Below are 16500 nucleotides of genomic sequence, written 5' to 3' on the forward strand. Positions count from 1 at the left end.
GGGGCATCCCCTACCTGATGATCAAGGTGGCGGTGGACGCCCCGCTGTCGGCAGCGATGGTGGTGTTCGTACGCTGCGCCCTGGGCGCCCTGCTCCTGCTGCCGTTCGCGATCCGCCAGGGAGGCCTGACGCGGACGGTCCGAGCGCACTGGCTGCCCATGCTGGCCTTCGCGGTGATCGAGATCATGGGCCCCTGGTACACGCTGACGGACGCGGAACACCACCTCTCCAGCTCCACGGCGGGCTTGCTGATAGCGGGCGTACCGATAGTCGGCGTGCTGCTGGCCCGTTTCTTCGGAGACACGGAGAGGCTGGGGGCGCGGAGGGTGACGGGCCTGGCGCTGGGACTGGCGGGGGTGGGAGTCCTGACCGTTCCGCACCTCACCGGGGGCGACGCGAAGTCGATGGCGGAGGTGCTGGTGACGGTGGTGGGTTACGCCACGGCCCCGCTGATAGCGGCACGCTGGTTGAAGGACATCCCCTCCCTCCAGCTGACGGCCCCGTGCCTGGCGCTGGCGGCGCTGGTGTACGCGCCGGGGGCGGCGCTGACCTGGCCTTCGTCCATGCCATCTTCGTCGGTCCTGGCGGCTCTGGCCGGCCTGGGAGTGATCTGCACGGCGGTGGCGTTCGTCGCGTTCCTGGAACTGATCAAGGAGATCGGTCCGACGAGGGCGACGGTGATCACGTACGTCAACCCGGCGGTGGCGGTGGTGGCGGGGGTGCTGTTCCTTTCCGAGCCCCTGACGGTGGGCGTAGGAGTGGCCTTCGCACTGATCCTGGCGGGCTCGGTCCTGGCGACGGCGGGCCCGGTGAAGGTCACCGCGGAACCAGCCTGCCCCGAGGCCCCGGTAGCATGGTCCCCACGGCAGACGAGCCGGGCGGACGGCCGCGTGGAATCCCCTCTTGGAGGACTCCCCGAGGAACGTCCGGGCTCCACAGGGCAGGGTGATGGCTAACGGCCACCCGGGGTGACCCGCGGGAAAGTGCCACAGAAAACAAACCGCCGGGGACTTCGGTCCCCGGTAAGGGTGAAACGGCGGTGTAAGAGACCACCAGTGCCCAGGGCGACTTGGGCAGCTAGGTAAACCCCACCCGGAGCAAGGTCAAAAGGGGCCACTGTCATGGTGGCCCTGCGTGGACGTTCGAGGGCTGCCCGCCCGAGTCCACGGGTAGACCGCACGAGGCCTACGGCAACGTAGGCCCTAGATGGATGGCCGTCGCCGAGGGGTTCGCGAGACCCCCTCGGAACAGAACCCGGCGTACAGCCTGACTCGTCTGCCATTAGGAATCTGAACTGGGCTCTTGGCCTGAACTAGGTGCCGCCCAAGCGGGTGCACCACGATGCAGACCCGGACCAACCCGACCAACGCCAGCCGTGTGGTTACCCGCGGCAGCTCGTCGGCCGCCCCGTTGACCGCCACGCCGCCGCCGACGCGCACGCCCGGACCGCGCGTACGGGGCGGCTAGGAACGAGGAGGACTCTGCGCCGTAACGGCGGCCGGGGAAAGCGGAAAGGGTGCCGCCCCCGGTGGGGCGGCACCCTCCTCGCGCTTGTCTCAGTGGATCAGGAGGTGCTGGGGCTCAGGGCCGGGCGGTCCGCGTAGTCCGCGTTCGCGATGGGGATCCGGGCGAGGTACTCCTCGGGGATCTGGAAGGCGCCCACCAGGGTCATCAGGTGGGGGGCCAGCCCGGCGACGAGCGACTCCTTGGTGGCGTGCAGGGACATCACGTGCTCGGCGGACATCAGGCCGGCGGCGATGAGGTCGCCGGTGTGTTCCCGCAACTGTTCGAGAAGGAACAGCCGGCACAAGCTCTCCAGCAGGAACCGGGCCCGGGCGTTCGTAGTGCGCTCGGTGGCGGCGCGCAGGGCGTCCGCCGCCTGTAGCCGCACATGCACGGAGACCATCTCCAGGGCCGCGCCGGAGGTCTCGTTCCAGCGGCCCAGCGGGTCACCGGACGGACCGCCGCGCAACGCCAGACGGGCACGCCGCTGCCAGATCTGCTCGGCCGAGGCCAGCAGGTCCCGCAGGAAGCCCAGGTCGGTCAGGTCCCGGCCGACGGGCAGCGTCGGCTCGGCGGGGCCCGAAGCGTGCCCGAAGACCATCTCGGAGGCCGCCTTCAGCCAGATGACCAGGTTGTCGCCCTCGGCGGTGATGCCGCCCTCGACATTGCCCTGAAGCTCGGACAGTCCGTTCACGGGAAACAGACCCTGCGCGCCGCACCGCTCGCGGGCCTCGATGGTGATCTCCCGGGCCTGCCAGGTGATCCACCCCTTGGCGACGGCGATCAGGCGCTCCAGCCGTTCGGTCTCCGTGCGGTCGGTCTCGTCGTGGGCGACCCAGCTCTCGACCACCGAGCGTTGCAGGAAGGTCATGGCGTAGGCGGTGGCGAGGGAGCACAACAGTCTGCCGTGGTGGCTGCGGTGGGCGGTCAGCGGGACGCGCTGGCCCGCCTTGGTGCCGCTGATCTGCCGGTGGTGGGCGTAGCGGGTGGCGATCGTGAGGGCGGCTCGCGCCATGCCGAGCGTGCCGGCGCTCATGCAGAGCTTGCCGACGGTGACCCGGCCCACAGAGTGGAGGAAACGTTTCCGCTTGTTGCCGAGGGAGCTCGTGAGCCGGCCGTCCTCGTCCAGTCGGCCGTGCTCGGCCTCCAGCATGGCCTCGCGCGGCAGGAGGACGTGGTCGAACGAGGTCAGGCAGTGGTCCACCGGGGTGCCCGTGCGGTCCGCGAGCCGGCGGACCTGGACGCCGGGCAGATGGCCGTGCTCGTCGCTGAGCGGCGTGAGGAAGAGGAAGACGCCCTGGTCCTCGCCGTCGACCAGAAGGCGGGCGGCGACGACGGCGCTCTTCGGGCCGCCGGTCAGGCTGGTGTTGGGCATGAACTTGCGGGCGCCCGGGGCGGGCGTGTTCAGGACGAACCCGCCTGTCGCCCGGTCGAACTCCGCGACCGTGCGCAGCGCGGCCACGTCGTTCCCGTGCTCCAGTTCGGTGCAGAGGAACACCCCGGTGCGCCCCATGGACGTGTAGTCGGACAGGTCGCGCAGGTGCCCGTCGTGGTCCAGCAGACTGCCGAGGAAGAGGTTGTAGTGGATGCTGGCGACGGTGCACAGCCCGCCGTCCGTGAAGCCGGTCCACTCGTGCAGGGCGGTCAGTCGTCGGGTGTCGCGGACGAGAGCCTCCGCGTCGGCCGCGGCGTCGTTCACCAGGCGCAGCCGCCGGTACGAGAGTTCCGCGCGCTCGCCCGGGGTCAGTCCCGGTTGGTGGGCGAAGGCCTCGCCACCGACGAGGCGGCGCCAGGCGCCGTGGACGAGCTCCTGCTCGTCCCCCTGGAAGAGCAGGCCGGTGAGTTCGTCGAGGACGCTGATTCCGACCGGAGGGACCGGACGCGAGGGAGGAATGGACTCCTCGAACGCAGAAACAGTCCCCAGAGCGTGCCTGAACGGTGCCTTGACAGGGCGGAACATCCGTATTTCCCCCAATTTGAGTGCCCAAGCCAGACGTTGTTGTGGTGGCGCTGGGAGAAACCTACGGACCAAACGGTTTTGTTTTCAAGTCTTGAAAAACCGACGCGATGGTTTTATTCTCGCCGGAAGGGCGTGCGAGTCGACCGGTGGAGCGGTCGCTCCGCGCGGGCGACAGGAACACCAACCCCTCGGTCTGTTCGCACAGAGGGCACGGAGGCATGCAGTGGTACAGCAGGATCGGGCAATCCGGACTCGCAACAAGATCATCCTGGCGGCGGCCGAACTGTTCGACGAAGTCGGCTACGAAGCGGCGACGATCGCCGAGGTCATCAAGAAGTGCGGCGTGACCAAGGGAGCGCTGTACTTCCACTTCTCCTCCAAGGAGGAGCTCGCCCAGGAGGTGCTGGCCGGTCAGGTGGCAGCCCTGCCCCCGGTGCCGCCGCAGGACCTGTTCCTGCAACAGAGCCTGGACGAGGCACTCCTGTTCGCCCACCTGCTGCGCCTCGGTGATCCGATGGTGCGCGGCAGCGTCCGGCTCACCGTGGAGCAGGGTGGCCTGCTGGACGGTCTGGACCGGCGCGTGCCCATGCAGGGCTGGATCGACCACAACCTCGACGTCCTCACCCGGGCGAAGGCTGCCGGTGAGCTGCTGCCGCATGTGGACATCGGCGCCACGGCCAGTCTGTTCACCGGGTCCTTCACCGGGGTGCAGATGCTGTCCAAGATACTGACCGGCCACGCGGACATCGTGGAGCGGGTGGCGGACCTGATGCGCAGCCTGATGTCCACCATCGCAGTCCCCAGCGTGCTGGTCCGGCTGGACTTCGCACCGGACCGGGCGAAGCGGGTCTACGAGGAAGCTCTGCGCCGGCGGGACGAGCCGGCTGCCGCCGCGGCGGTGTGAACACCGGCCGGTGACGGACCGGCACCACGGGGGAGGGGTCCGGCAGGGCCCCTCGATCTCCTCGGTGGGTGTGCGTGCGCAGGGGGCGGAATGCAACGCAACGCAGACGACTACCGAACGGAGTACATGTTGATGAAGGTGCTTTCCGGCGCCCACGTGCTGGATGTGACCGGCCAGGACATCGCCGCCGAGACCGCGCTGCTGCGCGAGCGCGGACCCGCCGTCGAGGTCGAACTGCCTGGCGGAGTACGGGCCTGGGCGGTCGTACGGCAGGACTGTGTCGAGCGGCTCCTGGTCGACCCGCGGGTCTCCAAGGACGCCCGGCGCCACTGGCCTGCCTTCGCGGAGGGACGGATCACGCCCGACTGGCCGTTGTTCCCCTGGGTGGCGAACGAGAACATGCTCTTCGCCTACGGGTCGGAGCACGCGCGGCTGCGAAGACTCGTCGCGGGTGCCTTCACCGCACGGCGCACCGCGGAACTCAAGCACCGCGTGGAGGAACTCTCCTCCACGCTGCTGGACACTCTGGCCGCTGAGGCGTCCGGCGCACCGGTCGAACTGCGATCCGCATACGCCGAGCTGCTGCCCCTGCGGGTGGTCTGCGAGCTCTTCGGCCTCGCCGAGGGGCCGGTGCGCGACGAACTGTGCTCCGCCCTGCGGATGGTGTTCTCCTCCAGTGCCTCGGCGCAGGCGATCGAGGAGGCCCGCGCCACGGCGTTCCGCCTGCTGGCCGAGCTGGTGGCGGCCAAGCGGCAGACGCCGGGCGACGACCTGACCTCTTCCCTGATAGCGGCCCGCGACGACGGGGACCGGCTCACGGAGAACGAACTGCTGGGCACGCTCTTCCTGATGATCGCGGCCGGTCAGGACACCACGTCGACGCTCATCGTCAATGGGGTGGGCGCGCTGCTGACCCGGCCCGACCAGCTGGAGCACGTGCGGGCGGGCCGGGCGAGCTGGGACGACGTGGTCTCCGAGACGCTGCGGGTGCACAGTCCCGCCTCCTACTCGCCGATGCGGTTCGCGGTGGAGGAGATCGACCTCGACGGTGTGCGGATCGAGCGTGGCGACCCCATCCTCGTCTCCTTCGCGGCGGGCGGGCGCGAGACCGAGCGGCATGGGGAGGATGCCGCTCGTTTCGACCTGCTGCGCACCGACCGCGGCGTGCTGGGCTTCGGCCATGGCACGCACCGCTGCCTCGGGGCCCCGCTGGCGATCCTGGAGGCAACCGTCGCCTTCCGGTCACTGTTCGAGCGCTTCCCCGGCCTTGCGCTGGCCTGCACGCCGCAGGAGCTGCGTCCGCTGCCCACGTTCCTGCTGAACGGCTACGGCCGGATGCCGGTGCTCCTGCATCCGTAGTCCCGCGGCAGCGCTGATCGACACGCATGGGGTTCGCGCCCGCCGGGCGCGAACCCCATGCGTGTCTTCCGGTCGATTCCCCTGTGCACCCCTCTCCTGACTACAAACCGCTGTGCCGGTTTGTTAAGGTGGGTTTCCGATGGCGAACCCTGAAAGCGACGGAGCCCATGGTCAAGCAGGAACGCGCGATTCGTACGCGCACCGCCCTCGTCAAGGCTGCGGCCGAGCTGTTCGACCTGGAAGGCCCGGCTTCGGTCTCGCTGGCGGCCATCAGTGCGAAGGCCGGGATGAGCAACGGGGCGTTGCACTTCCACTTCCCCCACAAGGCGGCGCTTGTCGACGCCGTGGTGATCGAGGCGGCGGCGCGGCTGAAGCGCATCACCCGCCCCCGCGAACTCCGCACCGTGCAGGGGCTCATCGACGCCAGTCACGAACTCGTGCAGGGACTTGGGCGGGATGTGGTGCTGCGGGTCGGGTTCCGGCTCAGCGGCCGCGGCGAGCGCAGCGAGGCCGCACCGGACCTGTGGCGCGACTGGCAGCAGTGGGTGGAGGCCTCGCTCGAACGGGCGGACCGTGAGGGTGCGTTGATGTCCGAGTCCTCGCCCAAGGAACTGGCGGTGGTCGTGGTGGCCGTGGGGGCCGGTCTCCAGGCCCGGGGCGAAACCGACGCCCGTTGGCTGGAGCGGGCGGTGCTGACCCGGTTCTGGGCGCTCGTGCTGCCGCGCATCGTGGGCGCCTCGGCGCGGCACCACTTCGTGCCGGCGGGGTGCGCTCAGGGGGATGCGGAGCGTCAAGAGTCGTAAAAAAACTGGCACGCTGGTTTTTTTGTAGTCAAGCGATCAAGGGTTTGAGCTGCCAGTAAGGAAATTTTGCCCGATTTGGCAGGCGGCGTGAGCGGGCGCCATGGTGCAGGAATCGCTTGACAAACAGTACAGCCGGTTTGTTTCATGGTGGCAGGCAATCGGACTGTCACAACGCGTGGGGGAAAAAATGCAGTTCAACCTGCTGGGCCCGCTCGAAGTCATCGCCGGTCGGGCGCTGCCGCTGGGCGGCGTCGTCCAACGGGCCACCCTCGGCTACCTCGTGCTCAACCCGAACAAGGTCGTCGCCACCAGCCGCCTCATCGCCGCCCTGTGGGGCGACGACGCGCCGATGACGTCACGGAAGATGGTGCAGAACGGCGTCTCCGGTATCCGCAGGATCCTCGATCAGGCCGACGCCGAGGGCCATGGCATCCGCCTGGTCACCGCGCCGCACGGCTACCAGCTGAACCTTGACACCGAGGGCGTCGACGCCTTTCGCTTCCGCCGGCTTGCCGCTCAGGGGCGGGCCCAACTCGCCTCCGGATGCCCGGAGTCGGCCGTCGATTCGCTCGCCCACGCGCTCGGTCTGTGGCGGGACTCCGTGCTCGTCGACCTCGCCGAGGCCGGCATCGGCTGGCCGGCCTTCGTCCAGCTCGAGCGCGAGCGGCTCACCGCCTACGAGGACTGGGCAGCCGCCGGACTGGAGCTGGGGCGGCACCGCGAACTCGTTGTGGACCTGGAGCAGGCGGCAGCAGCCTCACCCACCCGCGAGAGGCTGTGCCACCAGCTCATGCTCGCTCTCTACCGCTGCGGTCAGCAGACCGAGGCCCTTGCCGCCTACCGCCGTACCCGGCAGGCGCTCGTCGACATCCACGGCCTGGACCCGACGCGCGACCTCCAGGAGATGGAGCGCGCGATCCTCAACCAGGAGCCGCGTCTGCTGGGCCGCCACCCGCAGCTCGTCTGAGCGCGGACCCCACGGACCAGGAATCGATCAGGAATTCCTGGATCAGAAATGGGGCGGCTCTCTGAAAATGCAGGGGTGGGCTAGGGGATCCCTCGGACGGCCGGAACTTCTACCTTTTTTGACAAGGGAAGTTCTTGTAGCCGGAAAGGGAGGGGTCGTCATGTCCGCTCAGTCATCCGAAAAGGTCACCCAGGTGATTCCTGGAGCCAAAGCTCCGGCACCTTCCGCGATAAGCCTGAATGTGGCGCTCGACGCCGCCATCGGTATTTTCACCGGCGGACTCGGCTCGTACTCCGGAGACTCACGGGAGAGTACAGCGGCGCGTGCCGAGCGGTACACCGCGCTCGCCTGGCGCCACCCCGCCCTCCTGCCGGAATGACCACGCAGGCCCTCCTCGCGCCGCTGCTGCCGCCGCCCGTCGTCTTCGCCGAGGAGCTGCGGGACCCCCCACAGGCGCGCCTGCTGCCCGAGGAGGCCGCTCATGTGGCCCGGTCCGTGCCGGAGCGCAGGCGCGAGTTCGCCACCGTACGGCTGTGCGCCCGCCGGGCCCTGGCACAGCTCGGTGTGGCCGCCGTGCCGTTGGTGCCGGGCTCCGACGGGGCCCCGCGCTGGCCGGCCGGTGTGGTCGGCAGCATGACGCACTGCCGCGGCTACCGGGCGGCCGCGCTCGCCCGGCGGCGCGACGTCGTGGCGCTCGGCATCGACGCCGAGCCCGCCGAACCGCTCCCCGACGGCCTGCTGGAGGCCATCGCCCTGCCCGGCGAACGGGCGCACGTACGACGGCTGTTGCGCAGCCGCCCGTCGGTCGCCTGGGACCGGCTGCTGTTCAGCGCCAAGGAGGCGGTGTACAAGTCGGCGTACCCGGCGACCGGGGTGCGGCTCGGCTTCGAGGACGCCGCAATCACCCTCGACCCCGTCCACGGCTCCTTCCGGGCCCGGTTCACGGTCCCGGGACTGGTGTTGGGCGGAGAGCCGCGCGCGGTGCTCGCCGGGCGGTGGACCTCCGCGGGCGGGCTGCTGCTGACCGCGATCGCCCTGCCGGCGGCCGGACGCTGAGCACGTGCGCGAAGGGGGCGCCCGGACCACGCGGCGGTAGCCGCGCAGGTGTCCGGGCGCCCCCTTCGCGCACGTGCCGTGGGTGTCACGAGCGGAGCATCTCGGCCACCAGGAAGGCGAGTTCGACCGACTGGTTCGGGTTCAGCCGGGGATCGCAGCTGCTCTCGTAGCGCAGCGCCAGAGCCTGCTCATCGATCTGCTCGGCGCCGCCCAGGCACTCGGTGACGTCGTCACCGGTGAGCTCGATGTGCAGTCCGCCCGGGTGGCTGCCCAACGCCCGGTGCACCTCGAAAAAGCCCTTCACCTCGTCGAGGATCCGGTCGAACTCGCGGGTCTTGTAGCCGCTGGCCGCCTCGTAGGTGTTGCCGTGCATCGGGTCGCACTGCCACACCACCCGGTGGCCGCTCGCTTCGACCTTCTCCACGATCGCCGGCAGCACATCGCGCACCTTCGAGCTGCCCATCCGGCTGATCAGGGTCAGGCGGCCCGGCACATTGTCCGGGTCGAGCCGCTCGACGTACTCGACGGCCTGCTCGGGCGAGGTGCCGGGGCCCAGCTTCAGGCCGATCGGGTTGGCGAGGAGCGCGGCGAGCGCGATGTGGGCGCCGTCCAGGCGGCGGGTGCGCTCACCGATCCACAGCATGTGCGACGAGAGCCCGTACAACCGGGGCTCGCCGGACGCGCCGGCGGCCCAGCGCAGCAGGCCCTGCTCGTACTCCAGCAGCAGCGCCTCGTGGCTGGCGTAGATCTCCGTGCTGTGCAGGGCGCCGTGGTCGGCGCCGGAGGCGGACATGAAGGCCAGGCCCCGGTCGATCTCCCCGGCCAGTGCCTCGTACCGCTCGCCGGCCGGCGAGGCACTGACGAAGTCGCGGTTCCAGTCGTGCACCCGGCCGAGGTCGGCGAGACCGGACGCGGTCAGGGCGCGGACCAGGTTGAGGGAGGCCGCCGAGTTCGCGTACGCGCGCAGCATCCGGGACGGGTCCGGGACCCGGGCGCCCGGGGTGGGCTCGAGGGAGTTGACGATGTCGCCGCGGTACACGGGCAGGCCCAGCGCGTCCGTGGCGTTGGAGCGGGGCTTGGCGTACTGGCCGGCGATGCGGCCGATCTTCACGACGGGAAGGCTGGCCGCGTACGTCAGCACAACGGCCATTTGCAGCAGGGTGCGCATGTTCGCGGTGACGTGGGACTCGGTGTTGCCGTCGAAGGTCTCCGCGCAGTCGCCGGCCTGGAGCAGGAACGCCTTCCCCTCAGCCACTCGGGACAGCCGCTCCTGGAGCCGGTCGACCTCGCCCGGCACGACCAGAGGTGGCAACTGCGTCAGCGCGTCCCGCGCGGCGAGTGCGAGGGCCGGGTCCGGCCAGGTGGGCTGTTGGCCGGCGGGCCGGGCTGACGCCTCCGCCACCCGGGCCTCGATGTCGGAGGGGAACCGGGCGAGGGCCCGGGACCGCTGGTCCGTGATGTCGCCGATGGTGGGATTCATGCGCGCAGGTTAGGAAGAGGGCGGCCACGCCGGGGGAATCGCGTCCGCACTGCCCGTCAACCCGCGGCGGCAGGTTCTCTGTCCTCGCGATCCCAGGCGGTGGCAGGGCGCCGACGGCGGGTTCCCGCTGAGGACGAGCGGCATGGGGACGTGTGTTCGTCGTCGGGATTCCGTCCCGGCCGCCGCGAGGGCGTCCGCCGTGGTCCGCGCCGGGCAGGGTCCGTGCCGACCGAGTGCACCCGGGCATGCCGCGGCCACCCCGCTGCTGCTGCGGGGCGGGGCTCGAAGAACGGGGCGCCCCGGGGGTGGGGAGACCGTGGCCGGCGGCCGGGGGCGGGGCTTGGTCATGACGCCGTACCACTGGAGCGTCACCGGGGGCCAGATCGGTTGCCGGGCCTCGCGGCGCACCTCGGCCCCCCCGGAAGTGGTCCGCGAACGAACGCGCGGCATGGTGATGTCCGCGGGGTCATTCCGTTGCCTCGGTCGGGTGGAGGTCGAAGAACTCGCGGTACATGCGCAGTTGCTCGGTCAGCATGGGGGCGCCCCGGTGCGTCGCGAGGCCGTGGGCAGCGGCCGTGTGCAGGAGGCGGGTCTCGGGCGGGCTCATGATGATGTCCGCGACCAGCGTGCCGGGGGCCAGCCGGGCCGGGTCGAAGGGGAGCGGGTCGTCCTCCCGAAGGCCCAGGGGAGTCGCGTTCACCACCAGGTCGGCCGTGTCGCCGGACGGCGTCGCACCCTCCCGTACGACGCCCGGCGCGTGGTCGGACAGTCGGTCCAGGAGCATGCGGACCCGGGCCGGATCCACGTCGACGACGTCCAGCCGGGCCACACCGGCGAGCACCAGCGCAGCCGCGATCGCGCCGCCCGCGCCGCCCGCGCCCACCAGCGTCACCCGCTGCCCGGCCGGCGGGTGACCGGCGGCGACCAGCCCCGCCACGAAGCCCGCCCCGTCGAAGTTCTCCGCGTACCAGCGCCCGTCCGCACCGCGCCGCAGCGCATTCGTGGAACCCGCCAGCCGCACCGCCGCACTCTGCACATCGGCGAAGGCCCGGGCCGCCGCCTTGTGCGGGACGGTCACCAGCAGCCCGTCCACGTTGCCCGCCCGCTGAAGGCCGCGCACGACCTCGCCCAGGTGGAGAACGGAAGCGTGCACCGGCACCAGGACCGCGTCCAGGCCCAGCTGTGCGAAGACCGGGTTGAGCAGCTCCGGCGCCCGCACCTGCCGTACCGGGTCACCGAGCACGGCGAACAGCCGGGTACGGCCGGTGATCCTCGGGACCGCGCCAGCGGAATGCGACATCGAATGGCCTCCGATCAATTCGTTCCGAATTACCTTCGCATTGCGCCACACACGCCCGGCGAATACCCCTCGCATACCCGTACGGCCGCCGATACAGGGCCCATATAGGGGGGCTGATAGTGGTCCACGGGCACGGCCGGAATGTGACGCTTGAGTCTCCGCCGAGAGCCTGTCCGTGTAGGCCACGATTCTCCTTTCCATGAGAGGTGTTCCGCCATGCTGCGAACCGAATTGATCCGGCCGGTGCCCCAGCTGCTGAGGGCGAACGCCGATCGCTTCGGAACCAAGATCGCCTACCGTGACGCCGGGCGAAGCGTGACCCACGCCGAGCTGGAGGCCCGCACCCGCAGGCTCGCCGGTCATCTCGCGGCCCTGCGTCTGCAACCCGGCGACAGGGCCGCGATCCTGCACGGCAACAGCGTCGACCACGTGGAGAGCTACCTCGCGATCACCCGGGCCGCCGCCGTCGGCGTCCCCCTCAACCCCCGCCTCACCGAGTCGGAACTCGCCCACCTCCTGGACGACAGCGGAGCCCGCGTCCTGATCACCGAGCCCGCCCTGATGGACACCGTGACCCGCCTCGTGAAGGACCGCCCGCAGCTGCGGGTCGTCGTCACCGGCGACGGCCCGGCGCCCGTGGGCACCGTCTCGTTCGAGAAGCTCGCAACGACGGAACCCGCCGAGCCCGCCCGCGACGACCTCGGCCTCGACGACGTCGCCTGGATGCTCTACACCTCCGGCACCACCGGCCGGCCCAAGGGCGTGCTGTCCACCCAGCGCAACTGCCTGACCTCCGTGGCCGCCTGCTACGCCCCCATACCCGGCCTCACCCACGAGGACCGGGTCGTCTGGCCGCTGCCGCTGTTCCACAGCCTCGCCCACATCGTCTGCGTGCTGACCGTGACCGCCGTCGGCGCCACCGCCCGGATCGTCGACGGCTACTCCGCCGACGAGATCCTCGACGCCGTACGCGAGGAGAGGGCCACCTTCCTCGCCGGCGTGCCGACCATGTACCACTACCTCGTGCGGGCCGCCCGGGCCGGCGGCTTCACCGCCCCCGACCTGCGGATGTGCCTGGTCGGCGGCGCCATCACCACCGCCGAGCTGCGCCGCTCCTTCGAGGAGGTCTTCGGCGCCCCGCTCCTCGACGCCTACGGCTCCACCGAGACCTGCGGCTCCATCACCATCAACTGGCCCACCGGTGCCCGCGTCGAGGGCTCCTGCGGGCTGCCCGTCCCCGGGCTCGAGGTGCGGCTCGTGGACCCCGAGACCGGCGTGGACGTGCCCGTCGGCGCGGAGGGCGAGGTCTGGGTCAAGGGCGCCAGCGTCATGGTCGGCTACCACAACCAGCCCGAGGCCACTGCCGCCGCCCTACAGGACGGCTGGTTCCGCACCGGCGACCTGGCGCGCCGCGACGAGCAGGGCTACTTCACCGTCACCGGCCGCATCAAGGAACTGATCATCCGCGGCGGTGAGAACATCCACCCCGGCGAGGTGGAGGACGTCCTGCGCACCGTCCCCGGCGTCGCCGACGTGGCGGTCGCCGGCCGCCCCCACGAAGTGCTGGGCGAGGTCCCGGTCGCCTTCCTCGTCCCCGGCCCGCAGGGCGTCGACCCGCAGCGCCTCTTCGAGATCTGCCGCGAACACCTCGCATACCACAAGGTTCCCGAGGAGCTGTACGAGATCGACCGCATTCCCCGTACCGCCTCCGGCAAGACCATGCGGCACGTCCTGCTGGAGCGGCCGGCCCGGCTGCGCGCCTCCGGCGACGGCCGCTACGAGTCCCTCTTCCGCACCGACTGGCTGCCGCTGCCCTCGGTGCCCACCCCGCAGGTCGTCCCGGGCCGCTGGGCGCTGGCCGGCGACATCTACGGCACGGCGCTGACGGGCGCCCTGCGCGACCTCGGCGACACCGTGGAGACCTACCTGTCCCTGGGCGGCCTGGCCGACCTCGCCGACGTGGACGCGCTGGCCGGGATCGACGCCCTCGACACACTCGTGGAGGACCTCGCCGCCGGGGCCGAGACGCCCGACGTCGCCGTCCTTCTGCTCGGTGACGCCCACGGCACCGGCCCGGTCGGCCGCACCGACGGGATCGAGGCGCTGGTCGCCCGGCTCACCGAGGCACTCGACGGCTGGCTCGCCGAGGAACGCACCGTCGGCCTGCCGCTGGTGGTCGCGACCCGCGACGCCGTGGCCACCGGACACGACGACACCCTCGACGGCCTCTCGCACGCCGCGGTGTGGGGCCTCATGCGCTCCTACCAGGCGGACTTCCCCGGCCGTTTCGTGCTGGTGGACCTCGGCGCCGACGAGGAGGACGACCCGGCCCGGCTCGCCACCGCCCTGTCCCTCGTGGTCGCCTCGCAGGAACCGCAGAGCGCCGTCCGCGACGGCGTGGTCCTGCGCCCCCGGCTGGTGCGCGCCGCCGCCGTCGGCAGCGCCTACTCCGCCGCCGGAGCCCGCCGCACCGGCGTCCCCGACACCAGCGGCACCGTTCTGGTGACCGGCGCCGACTCGGCCGCCGCCGAGCACCTCACCCGCCATCTCGCCGCGGTCTACGGCGCCCGCCGCATTCTGCTCGCAGGCAAGGACGGCCACCCGCACGCCGCCCTGCGCGGGGAACTCGCCCGCGCAGGCGTCGACGTACGCGTCGAGAGCTGCGACATCGCCGACCGCAAGGCGCTCGCCAGGCTGTTCGCCCGCTCCGCCACGCCCGTCAGTGCGATCGTGCACCTTGCGGGACGCGAGGAGCTCGGCACCCGCAAGGGCCGCCGACTCGCGTTGCAGAGCGCCCTCGCCCTGCACGAGCTGACCAAGAACTCCATGCTCGCAACGTTCATCACGGTCACCACCGTCGACGGCCTCCTCGGCACCCCGGGCCACGGTCCCGCCGCTGCCGCTGCCGCGGCCCTCGACGCCCTCGCCGGCCACCGCCACGCCCGCGGGCTGCCCGCCCTCTCGCTGGCCCTCGGCCCCTGGGAGGGATCCACCGACACCGCGGCGGACCGCCCCTGGCCGGTCGGCACGCTGACCGCGCACGACGCCCTCACCATGTTCGACGCGGCGCACACCGTCGCGCAGCCCCAACTCGCCGCCCTGCGGCCCGATCTCACCGCGCTCGGCGACGGCGAGGTGCCGGTGCTCCTGGCCGAGCTGATCGACATCCCGCGCGGCACCGGCACCGCCCCCGACGACGCCACGGCCACCCTGCGCGCCCGCCTCGACGGTCTCACCGGGGCCGAGCAGGAGCGCGTCCTGCTCGACCTGGTCGCCGAACAGGTCCGCGCCATCACCGGCCTCGCCGCGCTGGACACCGGCCGCAGCTTCAAGGAACTCGGCTTCACCTCCGCCACCGCCGTCGAACTGCGCAACCGGCTCACCGAGCGGACCGGGCTGCGGCTGCCCGTCACCCTCGCCTTCGACCAGCCGAAGCCCGCCGCCGTCGCCGCGCATCTGCGCCGCCGGCTGTTCGACCTGCTGGACGAGGAGCCGACCGTCGAGGTGCCGGAGACGGCCGCGTCCGACGAGCCGATCGCGATCGTCGCCATGGGCTGCCGGCTGCCCGGCGGCGCCGTCGGCCCCGAGGAGCTGTGGCGGCTGGTCGCCGAAGGCACCGACGCCATCACCGAGTTCCCCGGCGACCGCGGCTGGGACCTGGAGCACCTCTACCACCCCGACCCCGACCACCCCGGTACCTCCTACACCCGGCACGGCGGGTTCCTCCCGGGGGTCGCCGAGTTCGACGCGGGCTTCTTCGGGATCTCCCCGCGCGAGGCCGTGGCGATGGACCCGCAGCAGCGGCTGCTCCTCGAGACCTCCTGGGAGACCTTCGAACGGGCCGGCGTCGACCCGACCGCCCTCGGCGGCGCGCACATCGGCGTCTTCAGCGGCCTCATGCACCATGACTACGGCAGCAACATCCAGCAGGTGCCCGAGGGCACCGAGGGCTACATCGGCATCGGCATCGCCGGCAGCGTCGCCTCCGGCCGGGTCTCCTACACCCTCGGCCTGGAAGGCCCGGCGGTCACCGTCGACACCGCCTGCTCCTCCTCGCTGGTCGCCCTCCATCTGGCCGTACGGTCCCTACAGAGCGGCGAGTGCTCCATGGCCCTCGCGGGCGGCGCGGCCCTCATGCCGACACCCGGTGTCTTCGTGGAGTTCTCCCGCCAGCGCGGCCTCGCCGCCGACGGTCGTGCGAAGGCCTTCTCGTCCGCCGCCGACGGCACCGCCTGGTCCGAGGGCGTCGCCGTCGTCCTCCTGGAGAAGCTGTCCGACGCCCGCCGCAACGGCCACCCCGTCCTCGCCGTCGTACGCGGCTCCGCCGTCAACCAGGACGGCGCCTCGAACGGCCTGACCGCGCCCAACGGCCCCTCCCAGCAGCGTGTCATCCGCCAGGCCCTGGCCAACGGCCGACTGGCACCGACGGACGTGGACGTCGTCGAGGCCCATGGCACGGGCACCACCCTGGGCGACCCGATCGAGGCCCAGGCGGTCATCGCCGCCTACGGCCAGAACCGCCCGGAGAACCGTCCGCTGTGGCTGGGCTCCCTGAAGTCGAACATCGGGCACGCCCAGGCCGCGGCCGGGGTGGCTGGCGTCATCAAGATGGTGATGGCCCTGCGCAACGAGGAGCTGCCCAAGACCCTGCACGTCGAAGAGCCCACTCCGCACGTCGACTGGTCGGCGGGCGGTGTGGAACTGCTGGCGGAGGCGCGTGCCTGGCCCCGGGAGGAGGGCCATGTCCGACGGGCGGGTGTGTCGTCGTTCGGTGTGAGCGGGACGAACGCCCATGTGGTGATCGAGGAGGCACCGGCCGAGGAAACCGCCTCGGAGGAGGCCGAGTTCGCCGGTCCGCTGCCGTTCGTGGTGTCGGCCCGCTCGACGGCCGCGCTCAAGGCGCAGGCGCAGCGCCTGGCCGACCACCTGGAGAGGGGCGGCGCACCGGCTCCGGCCGACGTGGCGTACTCCCTGCTCACCACCCGTGCCGCCCTCGACCACCGCGCTTCCGTCGTGGCGGAGGACCTGTCCGAAGCGGTGGCTGGTCTGCGGGCGGTGTCGGGGGATGTGCCGGTGGTGGGGGGTGGTCGTCTGGCGGTGTTGTTCACCGGTCAGGGGGCTCAGCGGGTCGGTATGGGCCGGGAGTTGTATGCGGCTTATCCGGTGTT

At 71.5% G+C, this 16500-nt stretch carries 10 protein-coding genes, 1 other RNA gene and 1 pseudogene; 9 read left to right on the forward strand and 3 right to left on the reverse strand.

The genetic code is table 11. The annotated features are described in order from the left end of the window. Nucleotides 1-17 precede the first annotated feature (17 nt). Both IF54_RS44240 and rnpB read left to right on the forward strand, forming a co-directional pair. Nucleotides 18-737: pseudogene (locus IF54_RS44240) on the forward strand (DMT family transporter); the annotation flags it as partial. Between the two features lie 133 nt (nt 738-870). Continuing rightward, nucleotides 871-1278, forward strand: an RNA gene (rnpB, locus tag IF54_RS40610) — RNase P RNA component class A. A 286-nt stretch (nt 1279-1564) separates the two neighbouring features. Here the strand turns inward: rnpB and IF54_RS0133390 are convergent. Continuing rightward, nucleotides 1565-3463 (reverse strand): acyl-CoA dehydrogenase, encoded by a 1899-nt coding sequence (locus IF54_RS0133390; RefSeq protein ID WP_078852191.1) that lies wholly within the window; start codon nt 3461-3463, stop codon nt 1565-1567. Nucleotides 3464-3686: 223 nt separating this feature from the next. Between IF54_RS0133390 and IF54_RS0133395 the strand changes: the two genes are divergently transcribed. The 6 genes from IF54_RS0133395 to IF54_RS0133415 all read left to right on the forward strand — a co-directional run bounded on the left by IF54_RS0133395 (nt 3687) and on the right by IF54_RS0133415 (nt 8552). Then, nucleotides 3687-4367, forward strand: a complete 681-nt coding sequence (locus IF54_RS0133395; RefSeq protein WP_030325672.1) for a ScbR family autoregulator-binding transcription factor — start codon at nt 3687-3689, stop codon at nt 4365-4367. Nucleotides 4368-4457: 90 nt separating this feature from the next. Beyond that, nucleotides 4458-5726: a cytochrome P450 gene (locus IF54_RS0133400; RefSeq protein ID WP_324616577.1), complete on the forward strand. Its 1269-nt coding sequence runs from the start codon at nt 4458-4460 to the stop codon at nt 5724-5726. Nucleotides 5727-5893: 167 nt separating this feature from the next. Beyond that, on the forward strand, nt 5894-6529 hold the full coding sequence (locus tag IF54_RS0133405) for a ScbR family autoregulator-binding transcription factor (RefSeq protein ID WP_051735632.1): 636 nt from the start codon (nt 5894-5896) through the stop codon (nt 6527-6529). Between the two features lie 187 nt (nt 6530-6716). After that, nucleotides 6717-7496 (forward strand): AfsR/SARP family transcriptional regulator, encoded by a 780-nt coding sequence (locus IF54_RS0133410; protein WP_051735633.1) that lies wholly within the window; start codon nt 6717-6719, stop codon nt 7494-7496. Between the two features lie 160 nt (nt 7497-7656). Next, the gene (locus IF54_RS42845; protein WP_159002257.1) at nt 7657-7875 is read left to right on the forward strand and encodes a hypothetical protein; all 219 of its coding nucleotides are present in this window, start codon (nt 7657-7659) and stop codon (nt 7873-7875) included. Then, nucleotides 7872-8552 carry a 4'-phosphopantetheinyl transferase family protein gene (locus IF54_RS0133415; protein ID WP_030325680.1) on the forward strand — a complete coding sequence of 227 codons (681 nt, stop codon included), beginning with the start codon at nt 7872-7874 and terminating at the stop codon, nt 8550-8552. The genes IF54_RS42845 and IF54_RS0133415 overlap by 4 nt, the downstream gene beginning before the upstream one ends. 85 nt (nt 8553-8637) lie before the next feature. Here IF54_RS0133415 and IF54_RS0133420 read toward each other — a convergent pair whose 3' ends face one another. Further along, nucleotides 8638-10032, reverse strand: a complete 1395-nt coding sequence (locus IF54_RS0133420; RefSeq protein ID WP_030325682.1) for a class II 3-deoxy-7-phosphoheptulonate synthase — start codon at nt 10030-10032, stop codon at nt 8638-8640. Nucleotides 10033-10498: 466 nt separating this feature from the next. Further along, nucleotides 10499-11332 carry a shikimate dehydrogenase family protein gene (locus tag IF54_RS0133425; protein ID WP_030325685.1) on the reverse strand — a complete coding sequence of 278 codons (834 nt, stop codon included), beginning with the start codon at nt 11330-11332 and terminating at the stop codon, nt 10499-10501. Between the two features lie 216 nt (nt 11333-11548). Here IF54_RS0133425 and IF54_RS0133430 point away from each other — a divergent pair. Next, nucleotides 11549-16500 (forward strand): AMP-binding protein (locus IF54_RS0133430; protein ID WP_030325687.1); only part of this gene is annotated, 4952 nt, incomplete at its 3' end.

Origin of the sequence: Streptomyces sp. NRRL B-3229 (assembly GCF_000719505.1) — a bacterium.
In the GTDB taxonomy this organism is placed as follows: Bacteria; Actinomycetota; Actinomycetes; order Streptomycetales; family Streptomycetaceae; genus Streptomyces; species Streptomyces griseorubiginosus.